This window comes from Algoriphagus antarcticus (genome assembly GCF_002150685.1).
In the GTDB taxonomy this organism is placed as follows: domain Bacteria; phylum Bacteroidota; class Bacteroidia; order Cytophagales; family Cyclobacteriaceae; genus Algoriphagus; species Algoriphagus antarcticus.
This window is the reverse complement of the sequence record NZ_MSSW01000046.1, coordinates 1-19,385: the sequence shown is the minus strand read 5'-3', so window position 1 is coordinate 19,385 and position 19,385 is coordinate 1. Positions and strand designations below refer to the sequence as shown.

Sequence of the window (19,385 nt, the reverse complement as noted above, 5' to 3'; positions counted from 1 at the left end):
TCCTATGAAAAATTCACACAAAGTATATGCTATCCTAAATCTAATAGTCTTAGCCATAATTATCTTTTGGAACTATTGGGTAAACGCAAAAGGAATCGACGGAAATACAGTTAGCTCTTTAAGCTCAGAATACATAAATCTATTCACACCGGCAGGTTATGCTTTTTCCATTTGGGGACTGATCTTTTTGGCTCTTTTTGCTCAGGCTATTTTCTTTATCTCTAGGGCATTCAGTCCCACCAAAGACTCAGATTTTCTTTCTCAAATCGGACCATACTTAATCATGGCAAACATCGGAAACGGCCTTTGGATATATATGTGGCTCATGGAATATACCGGCATTAGCGTGGTGGTGATGCTCGGGATTTTAGCCAGTCTCATCATCACTATTTTGAATACAAATATGGAACGATGGGATGCTCCGCGTCCAATTATCTTCTTGCTTTGGTGGCCAATTGCACTTTACAGCGGATGGATCGCTGTGGCTACTATTGCAAATATCTCAGCCTACCTAGCCAAAGCTGGTTGGACGGGCGGTATTTCTGAGCTCACTTGGGCAATAATCATGATCATCATAGCAGTCATTGTAAATCTGTTTATGGTCGTCACTCGAAACCTCCGAGAATTTGCTTGTGTAGGGATTTGGGCTTTAATAGCAATTGGAGTGAGACACTGGGGAAGCATGCCGACTATCCAATGGACAGCACTAATTGGAGCCGTAGTGCTATTCGTGGCCGTCAGTATTCACGGCTATCAAAACAGAGCAACGGCACCATTCAAAATTAACTAAATCTACTAACATGAGAACTTTAAAAAATTCAGAAAAATTTGCCTTAGCGATGCCAATATTGGCCGCAGCAGGCATTTTATTTCTCTCACATAGCACTAAAGCACAAGATCTAGAAACAGTTCCTTATGTAGATCTTGAAAAATATGCCGGGAAATGGTATGAAATCGCCTCATTTCCCCAGTCCTTCCAGAAAGGATGCACATGCACCAAAGCCACTTATACTCCGAATGACGACGGTACAATCGGTGTGGAAAACAGCTGTAATATTCCAGCAAAAGGAAAGACTAAAACCTCCACAGCTATAGCAACTGTGGAAGATGGTTCAGGAAATGCAAAGCTCAAAGTTCAGTTCTTCTGGCCATTCAAAGGCAAATACTGGATCATTGATCTGGCTAAAGATTACTCCTATGCGGTAGTTGGACATCCAAACCGAAAATATCTCTGGATTCTTTCCAGGACACCCGAGATGGATAAAAAGCTTTACGAAAGGCTTCTCGAGGGCATAGCCGACAAAGGTTTTAATCTCAGCAAACTCGAAAAAACAATTCAGTGCGAAGATTAGGCTAACTGAAATCCCAGAATTAATACTTCTGGGATTTTTTCGTTTCTACCTCCATAACTTCTGATTTACAATAAGATAGGCTACAGATTAAGTCCAAAATTCTCAAAAGAAATAGCCAACAAAAACTAAAACCTCTAACCCTTAAATTTTCCCGTCATTTATTTAAAAATAAAAAATTAGTAATTAAAAATTTTTTAATAGTTTCAGGCTACCCAATTTGGCTATAACTCATTATGATATGGAATTTTTAGATGGATTAGATCCTCAACTCAAACTTTTCTGGTATATCGCGATACCGGTTTCATTGATTTTTGTTCTTCAGACAATTCTAACATTTGTAGGATCTGGTGGATCAGATGGTATAGAAGCTGATTTTGATGGAGACCTAGACAGTGCTGAAGCACCATTTCAGCTTTTCTCTTTCAGAAATCTGATTAATTTCTTGCTAGGATTCAGCTGGACAGGAATCTCTTTTTACAAGCTCATTCCAAATACCACACTACTCATATTGCTTAGTTTAGCAATAGGATATGCCTTTGTTTACTCCTTTTTTCTCATCATTAGGCAAATTCAAAAGTTAGGCGAGGACAATACTTTTCGGCTAGAAAAAACACTGAACCGCATTGCTGATGTGTATCTAGCTATCCCTGGCAAAATGCAGGGCAAGGGAAAAATCATGGTAAGCTTAAATGGTTCCGTGAGGGAACTTGATGCCATGACCGAACAAGACAAAATAGAGACAAACGCCACCGTAAGAATCATGCGAGTAGAAAGTGGTAACATCCTTATCGTAGAAAAGCTATAACTCAATTCATTCATGGAACCATTAATACTCATCGTCGTAGCGACGGTTGTCGCATTTGTGACTATTCTGGCACTTGTCTCCCGATACAAGCGCTGCCCTTCAGATAAAATCCTCGTCGTCTACGGAAAAACTGGAGGTACATCAGCCCGATGTATTCATGGAGGCGGAGCTTTCATCTGGCCAGTAATTCAGGATTACGCTTATCTCGACCTGAAGCCTATTTCTATAGAAACAAATTTGACAAATGCACTAAGCCGTCAGAATATTCGTGTGGACGTGCCTTGCAGATTTACGATTGCCATTTCCACTGATTCAGACACGATGAATACCGCTGCTGAGCGTTTACTTGGCTTTGCTCATGAGCAGATTCAGGAGCTTTCAAAAGATATTCTTTTCGGCCAGTTGCGATTAGTAATCGCGACTATGACTATTGAAGAAATTAATTCTGATAGAGATAAATTTTTGGAGAGCATTTCTAAAAACGTGGATAGTGAGCTGAAGAAAATCGGTTTGAAACTGATCAACGTCAACGTGACGGATATCAAAGATGAGTCTGGATATATTGAGGCTCTCGGTAAAGAAGCCGCTGCAAAGGCTATCAACGAAGCAAAAATATCAGTAGCCGAGCAAGAGAAAATCGGTGAGACAGGTAAAGCACTTGCTGATCGAGAAAAGGATGTTCAGATCGCAGACACCCAGCGTGATCGTGATGTAAAAATAGCGATCACCCATAAAAACAGGGAAGTCAGTATAGCGGAAGCTGCAAAAGACGAAAGCATAGGAAAGGCTGAAGCGCAGCGAGACACCCGAGTAAAAACTTCTGAGGCGAATGCCATAGCGATCAAAGGAGAAAATGAAGCCAAAATTTCCATTGCACAATCTGATGCATTACGAAGAGAAAAAGAAGCAGAGGCGCTAAGAGTAGCATTGGCATCTGAAAAAGTACAAGCGGCAAGAGCTCTCGAAGAGGCCTATCTAGCGGAGCAAAAAGCAGGACTGCCCGAGCAGAAAGAGAACGATCAACTCAAAATGCCAACATAGTTATTCCTGCTGAAATTGCAAAACAACGAGCTATCATCGATGCCCAAGCAGAAGCTGAGCGAATCAGAGAACTGGCAAAAGGTGAGGCTGATGCTATTTTTGCCAAGATGGAAGCGGAAGCAAAAGGACTTTACGAAATATTGACCAAGCAGGCAGAAGGTTACCGAGAGGTAGTGAGTGCAGCGGGCGGAGACCCTACCAAAGCATTCCAATTGCTATTGATAGAAAAGCTACCTGAATTGGTTAAAACTCAGGTGGAAGCTGTCAAAAACATCAAGATCGATAAGATTACTGTTTGGGATTCGGGGAATAACGAAAACGGAAATGGCTCCACAGCTAATTTTGTATCAGGAATGATGAAGACCGTACCACCGCTAAATGACTTATTCAACATGGCTGGCTTGAATCTGCCGACTTACCTGAAAGGAGAGGATCTAAACGAACCTCCCAAAAGCAAAGTGAAAATAAAACCTGAAGAGGAATAGTTAATGAAAAAGGCTCAAATTGAGCCTTTTTCGGTTTCTTAAGATCAATCTTCACTCACATTGAGATATGAATAATCCATTTGATCCAGGGTGACAAAAGCAGTTTTGGCTGAAACGGCCACTTTAACCATTGGGGTGATTCGATCCGGTAGTATGTTATTAAACCCCAAGCTTTGTCCACACACATAGAAGGTAACACCCACATCTTCCAAGGCTTTAATTGCAGCTAAGTTAGGATTGGTTGTCTGATATTTTTTCTGATAATCTTCTTCAGAAAGGATAGCCTGTACTAAACCCCCATGAATAATTGCTGCAATCTGGATTTGATCAGCGGGCACACCATTAGCAATAGTTAGGTTGTAAGTCCTCGCAACTTCAAGAATAACTGGATGAATGGCTGTAGAATCTTTCACTTTCCCATACAGATCGAGGGCGATTTTGTAATCGAGAGTCGGATCGTAAGGTAAGGCTCCATTTGCTATGGGCATCACGCCTACCCAAGGGTGAAAATCCAAAACCGGATAGGAAATATTCTCTTTGATATGGTTTGGCATTTCACCTTGAGCAAAAGCACCTGAAAAACCTACTAGCATCAATACGAACACTGAACAAAAAAAGAGTTTCATTATTTTTTGGTTTAAAGCATACTATGAAATTTAGAAAATATAAATCAAAAATTACTAAAGAAATTTATTGGGTGAAAAGCGGGCATTAGCAAGAGAAAATTTCACTAATCTGTATATACGCGATCTTGGCAGCAGAAAACTTAAACGATCGAAAATCTAAAGGCACATTGAATTCTGGTTTAGTCAGGTTATTTCCAGAAAAGTGTACCTGCTTTTTCACCAATAAAAATTTATTGATTCAGTATGTTTTTACGTGAATTTTTCAATCTACTTTTGAGAGATTTTTATAACTAATTATCTTTCAGTCAAAAATCAAATCTTCTATGATTCTTCAGATTGTCATTCTCATTGCTGGTCTATTGTTATTGGTCAAAGGAGCGGATTGGCTTGTAGATGGAGCCTCAGTTTTGGCAAAAAAACACAAGATCTCTGACCTTGCCATCGGTCTGACTATCGTAGCATTTGGCACCTCTGCTCCTGAGCTAGTGGTGAACACCGTCGCTTCTATTGGCGGCTATCCAGATATTGTTTTTGGCAATGTGATCGGTTCCAATAATTTCAATTTGTTTATCATTCTGGGAATTGCAGGGCTTATTACGCCACTTGCGGTTCAGTCCAGCTCCGTATGGAAAGAAATACCTTTCTCTCTTTTAGCTGCCTTCGTGCTATTATTTCTTGTCAATAACTATTTCCATTCCGAAAATCCTGGACTTTCCATGGTAGATGGAATTATTTTGCTCGTACTATTTGCAGCCTTTCTTTATTACGTTTTCACCCAACTCAAATCCGAGCCGAGCACTGAATTAATCGAGCAAAAAGATTATTCAAACATGAAGATCTGGGGGTTGATCCTGATTGGCTTGGCAGGATTGGTAATCGGTGGCAAACTCGTGGTAGATAATGCAGTTGCAATGGCACAATCATTAGGAGTAAGCGAGAAAATTATTGGTTTGACCATTGTAGCAGCTGGCACCTCATTACCAGAGCTCGCTACCTCCGTGGTCGCATCGATGAAAAAGAACAACGACATCGCAATTGGCAATATCATCGGCTCCAATATTTTTAACATTTTCCTGATTCTTGGGGTTAGTTCGATAATCAATCCACTGGTTTTTAATGTAGCTTTCAATACAGATATCTACATTCTGATTGGTGGAACACTATTCTTATTCCTTGCCATGTTTACAGGCAAAAAGAAATCATTAGATCGATGGGAAGCAGGGTTGCTATTGGTCGCATATTTGGGTTATACCACGTATTTGGTCAGTTTAGAAGTATAGCCTTTTGCTCCTAACTATATGATCCTGGAATCGATTTTTTCTGCCGAATTGCCCATAACCAATCCGGTGATCAAATTCCTATTGATCTTAGTGATAATCCTGCTTGCGCCTCTTGTGCTAAACCGAGTGAAAATCCCACCGCTGCTCGGTCTGATTATCGCTGGGGCGATAGTTGGCCCCACGGGGCTGGGTTTGATCGATAGGGATAGCGGAATCATTCTTTCTGGAACTGCTGGATTGCTTTACATTATGTTTTTGGCGGGCTTGGAAATTGATCTCGTTGACTTCAAGAAAAACAGTAAAAAGAGTCTCATTTTCGGGATGTACACTTTTTTGATCCCGATGGGATTGGGGATTTTAGCTGGATTATATCTTTTGAGTTATGGCTGGGCTACTTCAATTTTGCTGGCGAGCATGTTTGCTTCACATACGCTGATCGCCTATCCCATGATTTCAAAAATGGGCATTTCTAAAAATAGAGCGGTAAACATTACAGTAGGTGGCACACTGATCACCGACACGCTAGCCTTATTGGTTTTGGCTATAATCGTAGGGATGGCTAATGGTGAAGTAAATGCAGCATTTTGGACGAAACTTGGACTTTCCCTTTCACTTTTTGTCATCATCATATGGTTCATTCTTCCCCCTATCGGACGCTGGTTTTTCAAGAAATATGAAGATAATGTTTCTCAATATATTTTCGTATTGGTGTTGGTTTTTGCTGGAGCTGCTTTGGCAGAACGGGCTGGAGTCGAGGGTATCATCGGCGCGTTCTTAGTAGGGTTGGCACTGAATCCTTTGATCTCACATGCATCTCCCCTGATGAACAGGATTGAATTTGTGGGCAATGCTATTTTTATTCCCTTTTTTCTGATAGGTGTAGGAATGTTGGTCGATTTCCGCGCATTTATTCAAGGATGGGAAACGATCACGGTTGCGATAATTATGACAGTCGTAGCCACCACAGCGAAGTATCTCGCGGCTTTGGCTACTCAAAAGACCTTGGGCTTTTCCAAAGACGAACGTAAAATTATTTTCGGCCTGAGCAATGCCCAAGCTGCGGCGACTTTGGCGGCAGTGTTGGTTGGTTACAATACAATCGTCGGGACGGACGCGAATGGAGAACCTATCCGCTTGCTTTCAGAATATGTTCTCAATGGAACAATTATCATGATTCTGGTGACTTGTACTATTGCTTCACTGGAAGCGCAAAAAGCTGCGAAAAGCATTGCCTTGTCTGATTCTTCACTTGCCGAAGATGGAAATGAGGAAAGTGTAGAACGTATTTTGATCCCTGTGAGAAATCAGGAAACTTCAGATGAGCTAATCCATCTTAGTTTGATGCTGAAATCGCCACAGAAGCAAACGGGACTCTATGCACTGAGTATAATTAATCCTGATCTGGAAGATACAGGAGCAGAGATGAAGGCTCAAAAAACATTGAATCAGGCAAGCAAAGTGGCTGGCTCAACCGATCATTTTCTGTATGAGCTTCTACGCTATGACACAAATGTGGAGCATGGAATCTCCAGCGTAATTCGCGAAAATAAAATCACTACCCTTGTCCTTGGTCTTCACGAAAAGCGTGGGATGGATGATAGTTTCCTGGGGAATCTGACGGAAGGAATACTCAGCAAATGCAACACAACGACTTTCATTTATAAACCTTATCAGCCATTTGACACTCATAAGAGGCACTTGGTTTTCATTCCACCTAAGGCAGAAAAAGAATTAGGCTTTCCTTTTTGGGTGGTGAAAGTCTGGAATATCGCGAGAAATACCGGTGCTCGGATGATTTTTTACACAGGGGAAGACACAAGAGAATACCTTTTGGAAATTCTGCAAAAGCATCCAATCCGTGTTGATTTCCGTCCTTTTCCCACCTGGGAAGAGCTGGGTAATCTCAATATTTTGCTCAAACCGGATGATAATCTGATCATGGTTCTCAGTCGCCGAGGCGAACCGTCCTACCATCCAAAATTTGAACAGGTTCCAAATCTGATTAATCTCTGGCTCAAGAATCACAGCTTTATTCTGATCTATCCAACTCAGCCAAAAGCAGGGGGCATGCCAGTGATGGACATGATGCACGGTTCGCTGATAGGCCCGATCGAAAGATTGGATTGGATCGGGAGAACACTTGCACACTTACTCAAGAGAAAATAAATGTAAAAAAAGCCCCAACTTGAATAATTTATAGCTGGAGCCCGGAAATTCTAAGCCACTTGATTACTCGACTAGTGCAGCTAGCTATGTGTCGAACTTCCTGAAGAAAAATCCTGGAGTACGTGTTGAGATCAAAGGATATGCTGACGAATTAGGCCCAGAAGATTACAATATGAAGCTTTCAGAAAATAGAGCAAAATCTGTATATGACATCCTAGTTGCTTCTGGAGTAGATGCTTCAAGACTTTCTTACAAAGGTTACGGTGAAGACACCAGCGCTAACAAGTCTTCTGCTGATGCCAGACAGATGGCTAGAAGAGCCAGCTTTGAAGTGAAATAACCACTATATCGTCCCAAACAAAAACCCGGTTCCAAAAGAGCCGGGTTTTTATTTTATCTTCGCAGCATGTTTGTTTTATCTGACACACCCTCTCTGGCAAATCATTTCCTACGCGAAATGAGAGACATTCGTATTCAAAATGACAGAATGCGGTTTCGTAGAAACTTGGAGCGGATGGGTGAACTAATGGCCTATGAAATCTCCAAATCTTTCGAATACGCTGTGGAAGAAATCGAAACTCCACTGACCTCATTATCAACACTTGTCCCTGCCGAACAGCCGGTGATCATCTCAGTAATGCGAGCCTCCTTGCCGTTTTACAATGGTTTTTTAAATTATTTCGATCAGGCAGATAGCGGATTTATCGGAGCTTTTCGAGATGAGAGTGAGCCCGGAGAAATCACTATACAATTGGGCTACCATGCCAGTCCCAGCGTAGAAGGAAGAGTACTGATCCTCGCTGATCCTATGCTAGCCACAGGCAAATCATTGGTGGAATCGATCCAGACCATATTGTCTCACGGTACACCCAAGCATATTCACATAGCAGCAGTCATTGCAGCTCCCGAGGGTATCCAATACCTCAAAGAAAACATCTCTTGCTCCTACTCACTATGGCTTGGAGCCATAGACGAGAAATTAAATGACCAATCCTACATTGTCCCTGGACTGGGCGATGCTGGGGATCTTGCTTTTGGCCCAAAACTTTAATCACTGCATGCTGCCTTACTTCTTATTATTTCTTGGTTTAGTCATTCTTCTATACGGTGGGAAAATCCTAGTGGATGGAGCGTCCGCTATGGCTGTAAAGCTAGGTATGAGCGCAGGCCTGATTGGGATGACGGTAGTCGCTTTTGGTACCTCAGCACCTGAGCTGTTAGTGAGTGTAAATGCCGCTCTCAAGGGAAACAGCGATATTTCTATCGGGAATGTAGTCGGCTCAAATATTGCAAATATCGCCCTAGTGCTAGGAATAAGCGGGATATTTTACCCTATTCTTATCAGAAAAAGTCATATACGCTTTGACTATTTAGTCACCTTACTTGTCTCTATCCTTTTCTACGGGTTAAGCTACAATGGGCTCATAGGCTTTTGGGAAGGTATTTTACTTTTTGGGCTCTTCATCGCCTTCAACGTGTACCTTTTCAAAAGTCCCGGAGCAGACTTAGTGAATAACACGGAGGTAGAGGAGGAAATAGAGCAAGTAAAAGGTTACTCATGGGCAGCCTCCATCGGCTTATTTCTAGGAGGGGTAGTGGGTCTTTATCTAGGTTCTGAACTATTAGTAACAAACGCTGTGAAAATCTCCAGAGAGTTTGGAGTTTCAGAACGAATAATCGGCGTGACTATCATTGCTATTGGCACTAGTTTACCAGAGCTAATCACCTCTATCATAGCAGCATTGTCCAAGCGAACGGATTTGGCATTAGGAAATATTCTGGGTAGTAACATCATGAATATTTTATCCATAATTGGTATCACAGCGATCATTAAGCCGATAGGAGTTTCTCAGGAATTTATCGATTCTGATTTCCTGTGGATGATTGGAATTACTCTGTTTTTATTCGTGTTGATGCGTACTAAGATGCGGGTTTCGAAAGTTGAAGGCTCACTACTATTGTTAAGCTATTTTGCCTATTTGTACTTCCTGCTATGATGGAAGATATTCTAACCCTCCTGGGAATCTACTTTTTATGTTGGTTCAAATTTCTTGCTGGGCCGATTTTAGGGTCTGCAGCAGGTTATAGTGTATGGGTGAATGTGTTGGTAACCATCGCAGGGATGATGACAAGCGTGTTGATTTTCACGCTGATCGGCACAAAAATCAAAGCTATTTTTCAAGGGAATTTTCAGAAAAAACCAAAACTAGTTTTCTCCAAGAAGAACAGGAGAATAGTACATCTTTGGAGAAAGTATGGGGAAATTGGGATTGCTTTTTTCACCCCTATATTATTTACGCCGATCGGAGGAACACTAATAATGGTGTCTTTTGGTGTCAAAAATAGACATATATATTTACACATGTTTTGGAGCGCCTGCCTTTGGGCTGTAGTGTTCAGTTTAAGTATTGACCAACTTCTGGCCGTCCCATTCGTCAAAAACTTATTCCTTTAATTCATCATCGGGTAAAATTTCTATATCCTTTATCAAAACCCTTTCAGAAATAGCCTGCCCAGTCAAAGTAGCTGCTAATCCGCCCATGGCAGTCTCCTTATACCGACTTTCCATAGATGCTCCTACTTCACCCATTGCCTCAACACACTCATCAACAGGAATTACAGCACTGACATTTGCCAAGGCTATTTGCGCAGAACTGAAAGCAATGGCTGCTGCACTGGCATTTCGCACCACACATGGGACTTCTACCAATCCCGCCACAGGATCGCAAATCAATCCCAGCATGCATTGAATAGTCACAGCCACAGCATTGAAGATCTGATCTGTATTTCCTCCTAAGCAATAAACAATAGCACCGGAAGCCATCGCAGCAGCAGATCCTGTCTCCGCCTGACAACCGCCAACAGCTCCAGCCAAACTTGCTTTTTCTTCAATAATCAAAGCTATACCTGCACCTACTAAAAGTCCCTCAACGATTTGCCCATCACTCAATCCATGGATTTCTTGTAGTGTAACCAAGGTTCCTGGAAGGATTCCACTTGCACCAGCTGTAGGAGCAGCTACCACTCTTCCCATGCAAGAATTAACTTCTTTGGCTGCTAAAGCCCGTGAAATCAACTTCTGGAATTCAGGCGAAAGCACTGATAATGGGTGATTGTAAACTTTCTTTGCACCATTGTTAATCATTCCAGAGCGAGAAGTCATTTCCTCTTCCAATCCAGTTTTTACCGCATCTTTCATAACCTCATAAGCCTGAAGAAGCCCAGCTTTGATTTTATCATCTTCTCCATTTTTCTGATCTACTTCATATTCGATCACAGACTCTGGTAATGATACATTCTTCTCTTCGCAGTAGCTTTTCCAGCCTTTGAAGGATTCAAATAAATAGCTCATATTATGTGGGTTTATATACTATGATGGATACTCTTTCTATTGCTAGAGACCTTAGATTCTTTAAGTTAATGGCAGGAAGACCGAAGACGGGAGAACGATGTAGCATCCTCGATAGAGTCTAACAAATCCTAGATTGATATTGTCAATTACTATTATATCACTCAGAAATCGAAATTTAAGGTCTGCTTAATCTCTGGATCCAAGCTTAAAGCAACTGGGCAAGTCTTTGCTGCATTCTTCAATTTTTGAATCATAGCAGCATCACTTACAGGATTTTCCCAACGAAAATCAACCACGATTTCACTTATTTTCCGAGGAGATGACTGCATTATTTTGGTCACTTCCCAAGTCAGCCCTTCTAAGGAAACAGAATCTCTAGTGGCAACAATTCCCATAATGGTAACCATACAACTTCCTAAAGCGCTAGCTACCAAGTCAGTCGGAGAAAATGCTTCACCTTTTCCATTATTATCTAGTGGGGCATCCGACAGGATTTTGATCCCTGATTGTAAGTGCTCAGATTCAGTTCTCAAATTCCCTAAATATGAACTTTTTATAGTCGGCATAAACTCTTATTTTTAAAATCAGTTAAACTACTAACACCCAAAAATAGGGCAATATTTTTGACCAATTCGAATGAACAAACTGAAATACATTTTACCGCTTCTATTTCTTTCCTTTTCCATTGAATCTTTTGCCCAAAGAGAAGACACAGGCAATTACGAATACGACAAGGAATACATGTTCGGTGTCAACAAAAATACGAACGGAGGATTAATAGGTGGTTTCATCTTTAAAGCAGGAACACGAATTGACGACAGTCAGTTTAGTTTTTGGGCAATAGAACTATCTAATGTCAAAAACCCGAAGGAGGTACGATACACTAATACGCTGGGCAATAGCTATATTTTCGGGAAATCGAACTACCTCTATTCGATCAGGCCTCAATACGGTCGAGAAATTATTCTCTTTAAAAAAGCTCCCAATCAAGGGGTACAAGTATCCGCGCTGGCAGCTATCGGCCCATCATTTGGTTTAATCGCTCCCTATTACATAGAGTATGTACTGAATCGTGTAGAAACAGTGCGCGAGCAATACGATCCAGAAATTCATCAAAGTATATTTAACATCCTGGGTACAGGCAGACTTTTCGAGGGAATAGGTCAATCAGAGTTTGCTATCGGTGCCAATCTAAAAGCTGCTTTATCATTTGAGTTTGGAGTTTTTCGCTCAAATGCAACAGGATTGGAACTTGGATACATGCTCGAAGGGTTTACCAAAGAAATCCCCCTGATCCCAACTACAGAAAACCGGCAGTTGTTCCAGTCCGTGTACTTCACCTTTTTCTATGGGTTCAGACAATAAGTCAACTTGGGTTTTGCCCTTTGCTGACTTACCTTTGCATCAAATCAGAAATCAATGATCGAATTACCTGTAATTTCCGAAGAAGCTACTCGAAGAAAAAAGCCAGATTGGCTTAGAGTAAAACTTCCCGTAGGAAAAGAATACGCCAAAGTCCGCAAGCTGGTAGATGAGCATAAGCTTCACACGATTTGTGAAAGCGGCAATTGCCCAAATATGGGTGAATGCTGGGGAGCTGGCACCGCTACTTTTATGATTCTGGGAAATGTGTGTACACGTTCTTGTTCATTTTGCGCAGTAGCTACTGGCCGACCGCCAGAGTATGACACAGATGAGCCTCGAAGAGTAGCTGAGGCAATCAAACTCATGGGTGTAAAGCATGCAGTGTTGACTTCAGTAAACAGAGATGAGTTGAAAGATAAAGGCGCAGAAATCTGGTATCAGACCGTGATTCAGACAAAAGAACTTTCTCCTGCCACTACTATAGAAACGCTGATCCCGGATGTAAAATCAAACTGGGATGCACTCTATAGAATGATCAGTGCTGGACAGGAAGTCGTTTCTCATAACGTGGAGACCGTGGAAAGTCTCTATAGAAGAGTTCGCCCGCAAGCAAAATATGCTCGCTCATTGGAGCAAACCAAATTGACCAAGGAGTACGGCAAAAGAACCAAAACTGGTATGATGCTAGGTTTGGGTGAGAAAAAAGAAGAAGTATTCAAAGTGATGGATGATCTGGTGGATCATGGCTGTGATATCCTGACCTTAGGGCAATACCTTCAGCCTACCAAAATGCACATTGAAGTTGCCGAATTCATACATCCTGATCTTTTCGCAGAATACAGAGAAGAGGGACTGGCAAGAGGATTAAAATACGTAGAATCAGGCCCATTGGTGAGATCATCATACCATGCTGAAAGGCACGTGAATGTGTAAGTTGAACTAAATGAATATCATTCCTTTCTCCCTTTGTTTTGGTAGACAGAAGACCGAAGACGCCTGCCTGCCGGTAGGCAGGGATGACCGAAGTAACGAATTTGGTAATTTCTGCCATTCCCTAGAATTCTTTTGTCTCTTGGGAGAGTAGATGTTGTTTAAAAGTACTTATCAGAATTTACAGGCGCACTTACGAGTGTGCTTTTTTTATGACTATTTTTTTAATATTTTGAAGCAAATTACATCTCACAGTAAACTTTTAACCAAATGGTAAAAATTGAAAAAATTGGAGTTTCCTCCGCCGCCAAAATCTATGGATTGACACTTGGTGTCCTTGGCTTTGTGATCGGCATATTCTATGCGTTATTTATGTCTGCCTTTTCCGGATTACTTGGCGACACCTTTCCTATTTCTAATGCAGGTGGCTTGGGATTAATTATGGTGATAGTTTTTCCAATTATGTATGGATTCCTTGGTTTCATAATGGGTGCATTAGGTGCAGTAGTCTATAATTTTGTGGCTTCAAAAATCGGAGGTCTGGAAATTCAGCTTTCAACAGAGGATAAAGTTCCTTTGATTTAAAGTAAAAAATAATCATGCGATACCGTTCCATAGGAACGAATGGTTGGTAGTAAGAAATTGTGCTTTGTCTGGTCGTTCCATGGGAATGTGTGATGACAATTTATTTACCAAATGTTCCCATAGAACATGAAAAAGATCTTGGATAAGATCGAGCTACCAACCAATTGTGCCGCTGGGACAAATCCTTTAAAAAATGCTCAAGGATCAATTTTCAAATACAAGAATCAAGAATTGAAGATGCTAAAACAAAAATCACCTTGAGTTTCAAAACTTCGCATCCCTGACTTCATCTATGCACTCAACCTTACTGTGCTAACGTAATCCTAAAAACTCGGCGACCTCTGCGAAAGCTCGGTGACCTCCGTGGTTAACAACCAAAAAAAAGGCTACCTAGTAGGCAGCCCTTTCTCATTTTATCTTCAAAGCTAATTAAGCTTCTTCACTTACGTAATCCTCCACTGGAATACAGCTGCAGATCAAGTTTCTGTCTCCGAAAGCAGAATCAATTCTTCTTACAGTTGGCCAGAATTTATTTCCTCTCACAAAATCAAGAGGATAAACTGCTTTTTCTCTTGAATAAGGCAAATCCCAGTTGTCGGTAAGAACCATCATCGCTGTGTGTGGTGCGTTTTTCAATACGTTTTCTACTCTGTCAGCTTTCCCATCTTCGATCTCTTGGATCTCAGCACGGATGGAGAGCAATGCTTCGCAGAATTTATCCAACTCAGCTTTAGTCTCAGACTCAGTAGGCTCGATCATCAAAGTACCTGCTACCGGGAAAGAAACCGTAGGCGCGTGGTACCCATAATCCATCAATCGCTTCGCGATATCTTCTACCTCCACACCTACTTCTTTGAACGCTCGGCAATCCACGATCATCTCGTGAGCTGCTCTTCCCTCCGTACCGGTATATAAGATAGGAAAATGATCCTTCAATCTTTCTTTGATATAATTCGCATTTAGGATAGCCATTTTCGTCGCATTCGTCAGACCATCTCCACCCATCATTGCTATATATGCATAAGAGATTGGCAAAATGCTCGCGCTACCATATGGTGCTGCAGAAATAGAAGAGACAGCTTGCTCACCACCAGCTTTCACCACTGGATTACCTGGAAGGAATGGTGCCAAATGACTTGCTACGCAAATAGGTCCCATGCCAGGCCCACCACCACCATGAGGGATACAGAAGGTTTTGTGAAGGTTCAAGTGACAAACATCAGCTCCGATTCTTCCTGGACTAGTCAGTCCTACCTGAGCATTCATATTAGCTCCATCCATGTAAACCTGACCACCATTTTCGTGAATGATTTGGCAGATTTCCTGAATTGCTACTTCGAATACTCCGTGAGTAGATGGATAAGTTACCATTAGGGATGACAGGTCATTTGAATGAGCAGTTGCTTTTGATTTTAGATCCTCTAAATCGATATTTCCTTTTTCGTCACATTTCACCAAAACCACTTTCATTCCTGCCATTACCGCAGAAGCAGGGTTGGTGCCATGGGCAGAAGTAGGAATCAACGCTACATTTCTATGATGATCGCCTCTGCTCAGGTGATAAGCACGGATTACCATCAGTCCGGCAAACTCCCCCTGAGCACCAGAATTTGGCTGAAGAGAAGTATCTGCAAAACCGGTGATTTCATTCAACCAATGTCTCAAATTTGCAAAGAGCTCTTGGTAACCAGCAGTCTGATCGGTAGGAGCAAATGGGTGCATTTGTCCGAACTCTGGCCAAGTCACAGGAATCATCTCCGCAGTAGCATTTAGCTTCATGGTACATGAACCCAAAGAAATCATGGAGTGAACCAATGACAAATCTTTGTTTTCAAGACGCTTGATGTAGCGAAGCATTTCATGCTCACTCTGGAAATCATTAAAAACCGGATGAGTCAAGTACTCAGATTGTCTTACCAAACCTTCTGGCAATTCAAATTCAATAGCTGAAGCCAAAGACGTAAGATCAGGAGCATCTTTTCCTTTCGCTTTCGCAAAAACCTCCACAACCGCAGCTACATTTTCCAATGTTTTAGCCTCATCAAAAGTCAAGAACACCGTATCGTAATCATAACGGAAATTCATTTCAGAAGACAGCGCCAAAGACTGTATAGCATTAAGCGACTTAGTTTCGATAGCTACTTTGATCGTGTCAAAATAATTCTTTGAAGAAACCTCATAACCCAATTGCTCAAGAGCCTTGGCCGTAAGTTTCGCTAGTCCATGTGTTCTTAGGGCAATATTCTTCAGTCCTTTTGGTCCGTGATAGACGGCATAAAAACCAGCCATTACAGCCAAAAGTACTTGTGCAGTACAAATATTCGAAGTTGCTTTTTCTCTCTTTATATGTTGCTCACGAGTTTGTAAAGCCATTCTGTAGGCTTTGTTTCCTTCACGATCCTGAGATACACCGATGATTCTTCCCGGAATCTGACGCTTGTAAGCTTCTTTGGTAGCGAAAAAACCAGCATGTGGCCCACCGTAACCCATCGGCACACCAAAACGCTGGGAAGAACCAACAACCACATCAGCTCCCATTTCACCTGGAGCAGTCAACAATGTCAATGCTAGAAGATCGGCAGCAAACGCAGTAGTTACATTATTCTCTTTGGCAGCAGCTACGATAGCGGAGTAATCACGCGCTTCACCATCAGCATCTGGATATTGGAATAACACCCCGTAAAGGTTCTCGTCCGTCAAGTCCAATGAATCAATTGACCCGAAAACCAATTCAATTCCTACCGGCTCGGCTCTAGTTTCTAGAACTGCCTTTGTCTGAGGGAATACTTTTTCGTCAACAAAGAATTTTGTCGCATTCTTCTTTTCTCTTGGCTTCACAGCAAAAAGCATATTCATCGCCTCAGCTGCAGCAGTCCCTTCGTCTAGAAGAGATGCATTGGCTAGTTCCATGCCTGTTAACTCCATCACTACCGTCTGGAAATTGATCAAAGCTTCCAATCTACCTTGAGCAATTTCCGCTTGATATGGAGTATAAGCGGTGTACCATCCCGGATTTTCCAGTACGTTTCTCAAAATCACTCCTGGTACCAGGGTATCGTAATATCCCAAGCCGATGAAAGACTTGAACACTTTGTTTTTAGAAGCTAACTTTTTGAAATCTTTCAAAAACTCCGATTCCAACTTCGCAGCCGGAAGATCCAATGGGCGCTCCAATTGGATAGATTTCGGAACAGTTTGATTGATTAATTCCTCCAAAGATGAGGCTCCGATTTTCTCCAGCATTGCTGAAATCTCCTCATCTGTCGGGCCATTGTGTCTGCTCTCAAATTTGACAGCATTAGAAAGATTGATCTTCATATAAGAACGTTAAAGTCGATGAACTATTTGGGTTTGAAATTGGCTCATTTTTCAAGGTGCGAAGGTACAATTTATTGAAAGATAAAGCTTTCATGAACCCCATTATTTCCTTTGTATAACATCAAAATATACAAACGGTTTATTGTTGGCTAGAAAAATTATCTAGTTTAGCGCCTGAGATGCAAATAGATTGAAATTAGCCCAAAGTTTACTCATCATATCTCAATGAGTGATCTCAAAACGGCTAATTTCTGAACTAAAAAAACCTAACTATAAACTGATGAACAAAAGTCTGTTATTGACGGGCGCAATGGCCTTGGGCCTTGCACTACCGTCGTTGGCACAGCAATCTGCACAATTGAAGTATGCCAACACAATTACCGCCGGAGACCTGAAAGAGCGTCTTACTTACCTTGCCTCTGACGAAATGAAAGGTAGAGACACAGGTTCAGAAGAACAAAAAGTAGCTGCTAATTATTTAGCAGACTTTTACAAAAAAATTGGCTTGGCTGGCCCAGTAGAGGGGAGTTATCTTCAGGAAGTTGAGCTAGTTAGCGCTTCATTCGGAGAAGTTTCTTTAAAAGTAGGCAAAAACAAGCTTGTCAACAATGAAGATTTCGTTTTCATTGGCGATGGAGATATGAAGAAAGCTGCTAAAGCCGACCTTGTTTTCCTAGGTTTGGTTTCAGAAGAAAACCTGGCGAAAGTGGACGTAAAAGGCAAACTGGTTGGAATCTGGGCCGTTGGCGTAAGATCCAATGACCTTTTGACTCAAGTAATGGATGCAGGAGCTGCCGGAATAGTAATTGTCAGTATGGAAGGTCAGGCAAACTTTGACAGAATTGCCGGTCGCTACCAAAGCTTAGCGGGCAAAGGAAGAATTGGTTTTGCGAAGCCTGTTGAGCAAAAGCCAGTATTCATGGTAAGCTCTGATAAAATGGCTGAATTGTTCGATACTCCTGTGGAGGAACTGAAAGAAGCCGCAAAAACAAATCCTGAGTCTATCAAGTCTCAAAAAGCTACCTACCAAATCGAAAAAGAAATCAAGGAAGTGGAAAGCTCAAACGTAATGGGCTACTTGGAAGGAACCGATAAGAAAGACGAACTAGTCGTGATTTCGTCTCACTACGATCACGTAGGAGTGAGCAGCACTGGCGAGATATTTAATGGTGCCGATGATGACGGATCAGGAACTGTTTCTGTGACTGAAATTGCTCAAGCATTTGCCATGGCTGCAAAAGACGGAATCAAGCCAAGAAGATCTATTCTATTCCTAAATGTAACTGGTGAGGAAAAAGGTCTTTTGGGATCTGAGTACTACTCAGATCATCCAATATTCCCTCTGGAAAATACAGTGGTGAATTTCAACATCGACATGGTTGGTAGAATTGACTACGAATACCAAGACGCTGAAAACACAGATTTTGTCTACGTGATCGGTTCTGAAATGCTTTCTACTGATCTGAAAAAAGTCTTAGAATACAATAACATCACGTATTCTGATTTGATCTTGGATTACAGATATGATGCTGAAGATGATCCAAACAGATTCTACTACAGATCAGATCATTATAACTTTGCGAAGCATAATATCCCGGTAGCATTCTTCTTCAATGGCGTTCACGACGATTATCACCAAGTGACGGATACGGTGGACAAAATCGAATTCCCTCTAATGGAAAAGAGAGCGAGACTGATTTTCCACACCGCTTGGGATGTAGCCAACAGAGAAAAAAGACTTCCTGTCGATGGCACAAATAACAGAACAGAAAGATAAGAAGGCTTTTAAATGAGCTGAAATTTTTGAATTTGAAAGGCTATTGGATGAATCCGGTAGCCTTTTTTAGGTTTTATGAAAATACTGACAAGAAACTGGGGTTTGTAAATGGGAATTAAAGGGAAAAATGATGATAAAAGGAAGTCAGAAAACTGCATTGGTTTTGGTTAAAGTCTGGAGACGTAAACCAAATATGTGTATCCGCATGAATGCACGTTCTGTAATAATATTTGGATTTTATTTTAGAAAATCCCCCTTGCCCCCTTTTAGAAAGTAATGGTACTAACTTAATGTAATTATTTA

18 protein-coding genes and 1 pseudogene are annotated in these 19,385 nt (G+C 41.5%); 15 read left to right on the top strand and 4 right to left on the bottom strand.

The window, feature by feature from the left end:
* Positions 1-4: 4 nt before the first annotated feature.
* The 5 genes from BVH04_RS15515 (at position 5) to BVH04_RS26150 (ending at position 3,683) form a co-directional block, all read left to right on the top strand.
* Positions 5-790 (top strand): hypothetical protein, encoded by a 786-nt coding sequence (locus BVH04_RS15515; protein WP_086542385.1) that lies wholly within the window; start codon positions 5-7, stop codon positions 788-790.
* A 10-nt stretch (positions 791-800) separates the two neighbouring features.
* The gene (locus BVH04_RS15510; protein WP_086542384.1) at positions 801-1,352 is read left to right on the top strand and encodes a lipocalin family protein; all 552 of its coding nucleotides are present in this window, start codon (positions 801-803) and stop codon (positions 1,350-1,352) included.
* A 238-nt stretch (positions 1,353-1,590) separates the two neighbouring features.
* Positions 1,591-2,157 (top strand): NfeD family protein, encoded by a 567-nt coding sequence (locus BVH04_RS15505; protein ID WP_086542383.1) that lies wholly within the window; start codon positions 1,591-1,593, stop codon positions 2,155-2,157.
* 12 nt (positions 2,158-2,169) lie between these two features.
* Positions 2,170-3,198, top strand: a complete 1,029-nt coding sequence (locus BVH04_RS15500; protein ID WP_240510948.1) for a flotillin family protein — start codon at positions 2,170-2,172, stop codon at positions 3,196-3,198.
* 107 nt (positions 3,199-3,305) lie between these two features.
* Complete coding sequence (locus tag BVH04_RS26150) at positions 3,306-3,683, top strand: hypothetical protein (protein WP_240510947.1); 378 nt, start codon at positions 3,306-3,308, stop codon at positions 3,681-3,683.
* Between the two features lie 44 nt (positions 3,684-3,727).
* On the opposite strand, the gene BVH04_RS15495 is transcribed toward BVH04_RS26150, so the two are convergent.
* A complete protein-coding gene (locus BVH04_RS15495; protein ID WP_086542382.1) occupies positions 3,728-4,309 on the bottom strand; it encodes a DsrE family protein in 582 nt (193 codons plus the stop codon).
* A 323-nt stretch (positions 4,310-4,632) separates the two neighbouring features.
* On the opposite strand from BVH04_RS15495, the gene BVH04_RS15490 reads away from it, so the two are divergent.
* The 6 genes and pseudogenes from BVH04_RS15490 (at position 4,633) to BVH04_RS15465 (ending at position 10,210) form a co-directional block, all read left to right on the top strand.
* Positions 4,633-5,589, top strand: a complete 957-nt coding sequence (locus BVH04_RS15490; protein WP_086542381.1) for a calcium/sodium antiporter — start codon at positions 4,633-4,635, stop codon at positions 5,587-5,589.
* Between the two features lie 18 nt (positions 5,590-5,607).
* A complete protein-coding gene (locus BVH04_RS15485; protein WP_086542380.1) occupies positions 5,608-7,755 on the top strand; it encodes a cation:proton antiporter in 2,148 nt (715 codons plus the stop codon).
* 46 nt (positions 7,756-7,801) lie between these two features.
* Positions 7,802-8,095 (top strand): annotated as a pseudogene (locus tag BVH04_RS15480) (OmpA family protein); the annotation flags it as partial.
* Between the two features lie 117 nt (positions 8,096-8,212).
* Complete coding sequence (gene upp, locus BVH04_RS15475; RefSeq protein WP_317045504.1) at positions 8,213-8,806, top strand: uracil phosphoribosyltransferase; 594 nt, start codon at positions 8,213-8,215, stop codon at positions 8,804-8,806.
* Between the two features lie 7 nt (positions 8,807-8,813).
* The gene (locus BVH04_RS15470; protein ID WP_086542378.1) at positions 8,814-9,752 is read left to right on the top strand and encodes a calcium/sodium antiporter; all 939 of its coding nucleotides are present in this window, start codon (positions 8,814-8,816) and stop codon (positions 9,750-9,752) included.
* Positions 9,749-10,210 carry a hypothetical protein gene (locus BVH04_RS15465; protein ID WP_086542377.1) on the top strand — a complete coding sequence of 154 codons (462 nt, stop codon included), beginning with the start codon at positions 9,749-9,751 and terminating at the stop codon, positions 10,208-10,210. The genes BVH04_RS15470 and BVH04_RS15465 overlap by 4 nt, the downstream gene beginning before the upstream one ends.
* Here the strand turns inward: BVH04_RS15465 and sdaAA are convergent.
* Both sdaAA and BVH04_RS15455 read right to left on the bottom strand, forming a co-directional pair.
* A complete protein-coding gene (sdaAA, locus tag BVH04_RS15460; protein ID WP_086542376.1) occupies positions 10,199-11,107 on the bottom strand; it encodes an L-serine ammonia-lyase, iron-sulfur-dependent, subunit alpha in 909 nt (302 codons plus the stop codon). The two genes, BVH04_RS15465 and sdaAA, sit on opposite strands and share 12 nt — an antisense overlap.
* A gap of 161 nt (positions 11,108-11,268) precedes the next feature.
* Positions 11,269-11,673 carry an OsmC family protein gene (locus BVH04_RS15455; protein WP_086542375.1) on the bottom strand — a complete coding sequence of 135 codons (405 nt, stop codon included), beginning with the start codon at positions 11,671-11,673 and terminating at the stop codon, positions 11,269-11,271.
* A 70-nt stretch (positions 11,674-11,743) separates the two neighbouring features.
* Between BVH04_RS15455 and BVH04_RS15450 the strand changes: the two genes are divergently transcribed.
* From BVH04_RS15450 to BVH04_RS15440, 3 genes are all read left to right on the top strand, one after another.
* Entirely contained in the window at positions 11,744-12,472 is a 729-nt protein-coding gene (locus tag BVH04_RS15450; protein ID WP_086542374.1) for a hypothetical protein, read from the top strand.
* Positions 12,473-12,526: 54 nt separating this feature from the next.
* Positions 12,527-13,405: a lipoyl synthase gene (lipA, locus tag BVH04_RS15445; protein WP_086542373.1), complete on the top strand. Its 879-nt coding sequence runs from the start codon at positions 12,527-12,529 to the stop codon at positions 13,403-13,405.
* A gap of 267 nt (positions 13,406-13,672) precedes the next feature.
* Positions 13,673-13,987, top strand: a complete 315-nt coding sequence (locus BVH04_RS15440) for a hypothetical protein (protein WP_086542372.1) — start codon at positions 13,673-13,675, stop codon at positions 13,985-13,987.
* 429 nt (positions 13,988-14,416) lie between these two features.
* Here BVH04_RS15440 and gcvP read toward each other — a convergent pair whose 3' ends face one another.
* A complete protein-coding gene (gene gcvP, locus BVH04_RS15435; protein WP_086542371.1) occupies positions 14,417-17,305 on the bottom strand; it encodes an aminomethyl-transferring glycine dehydrogenase in 2,889 nt (962 codons plus the stop codon).
* Positions 17,306-17,585: 280 nt separating this feature from the next.
* Here gcvP and BVH04_RS15430 point away from each other — a divergent pair, with 280 nt between their 5' ends.
* Positions 17,586-19,082, top strand: a complete 1,497-nt coding sequence (locus BVH04_RS15430; protein WP_086542370.1) for a M28 family peptidase — start codon at positions 17,586-17,588, stop codon at positions 19,080-19,082.
* Positions 19,083-19,385 lie beyond the last annotated feature (303 nt).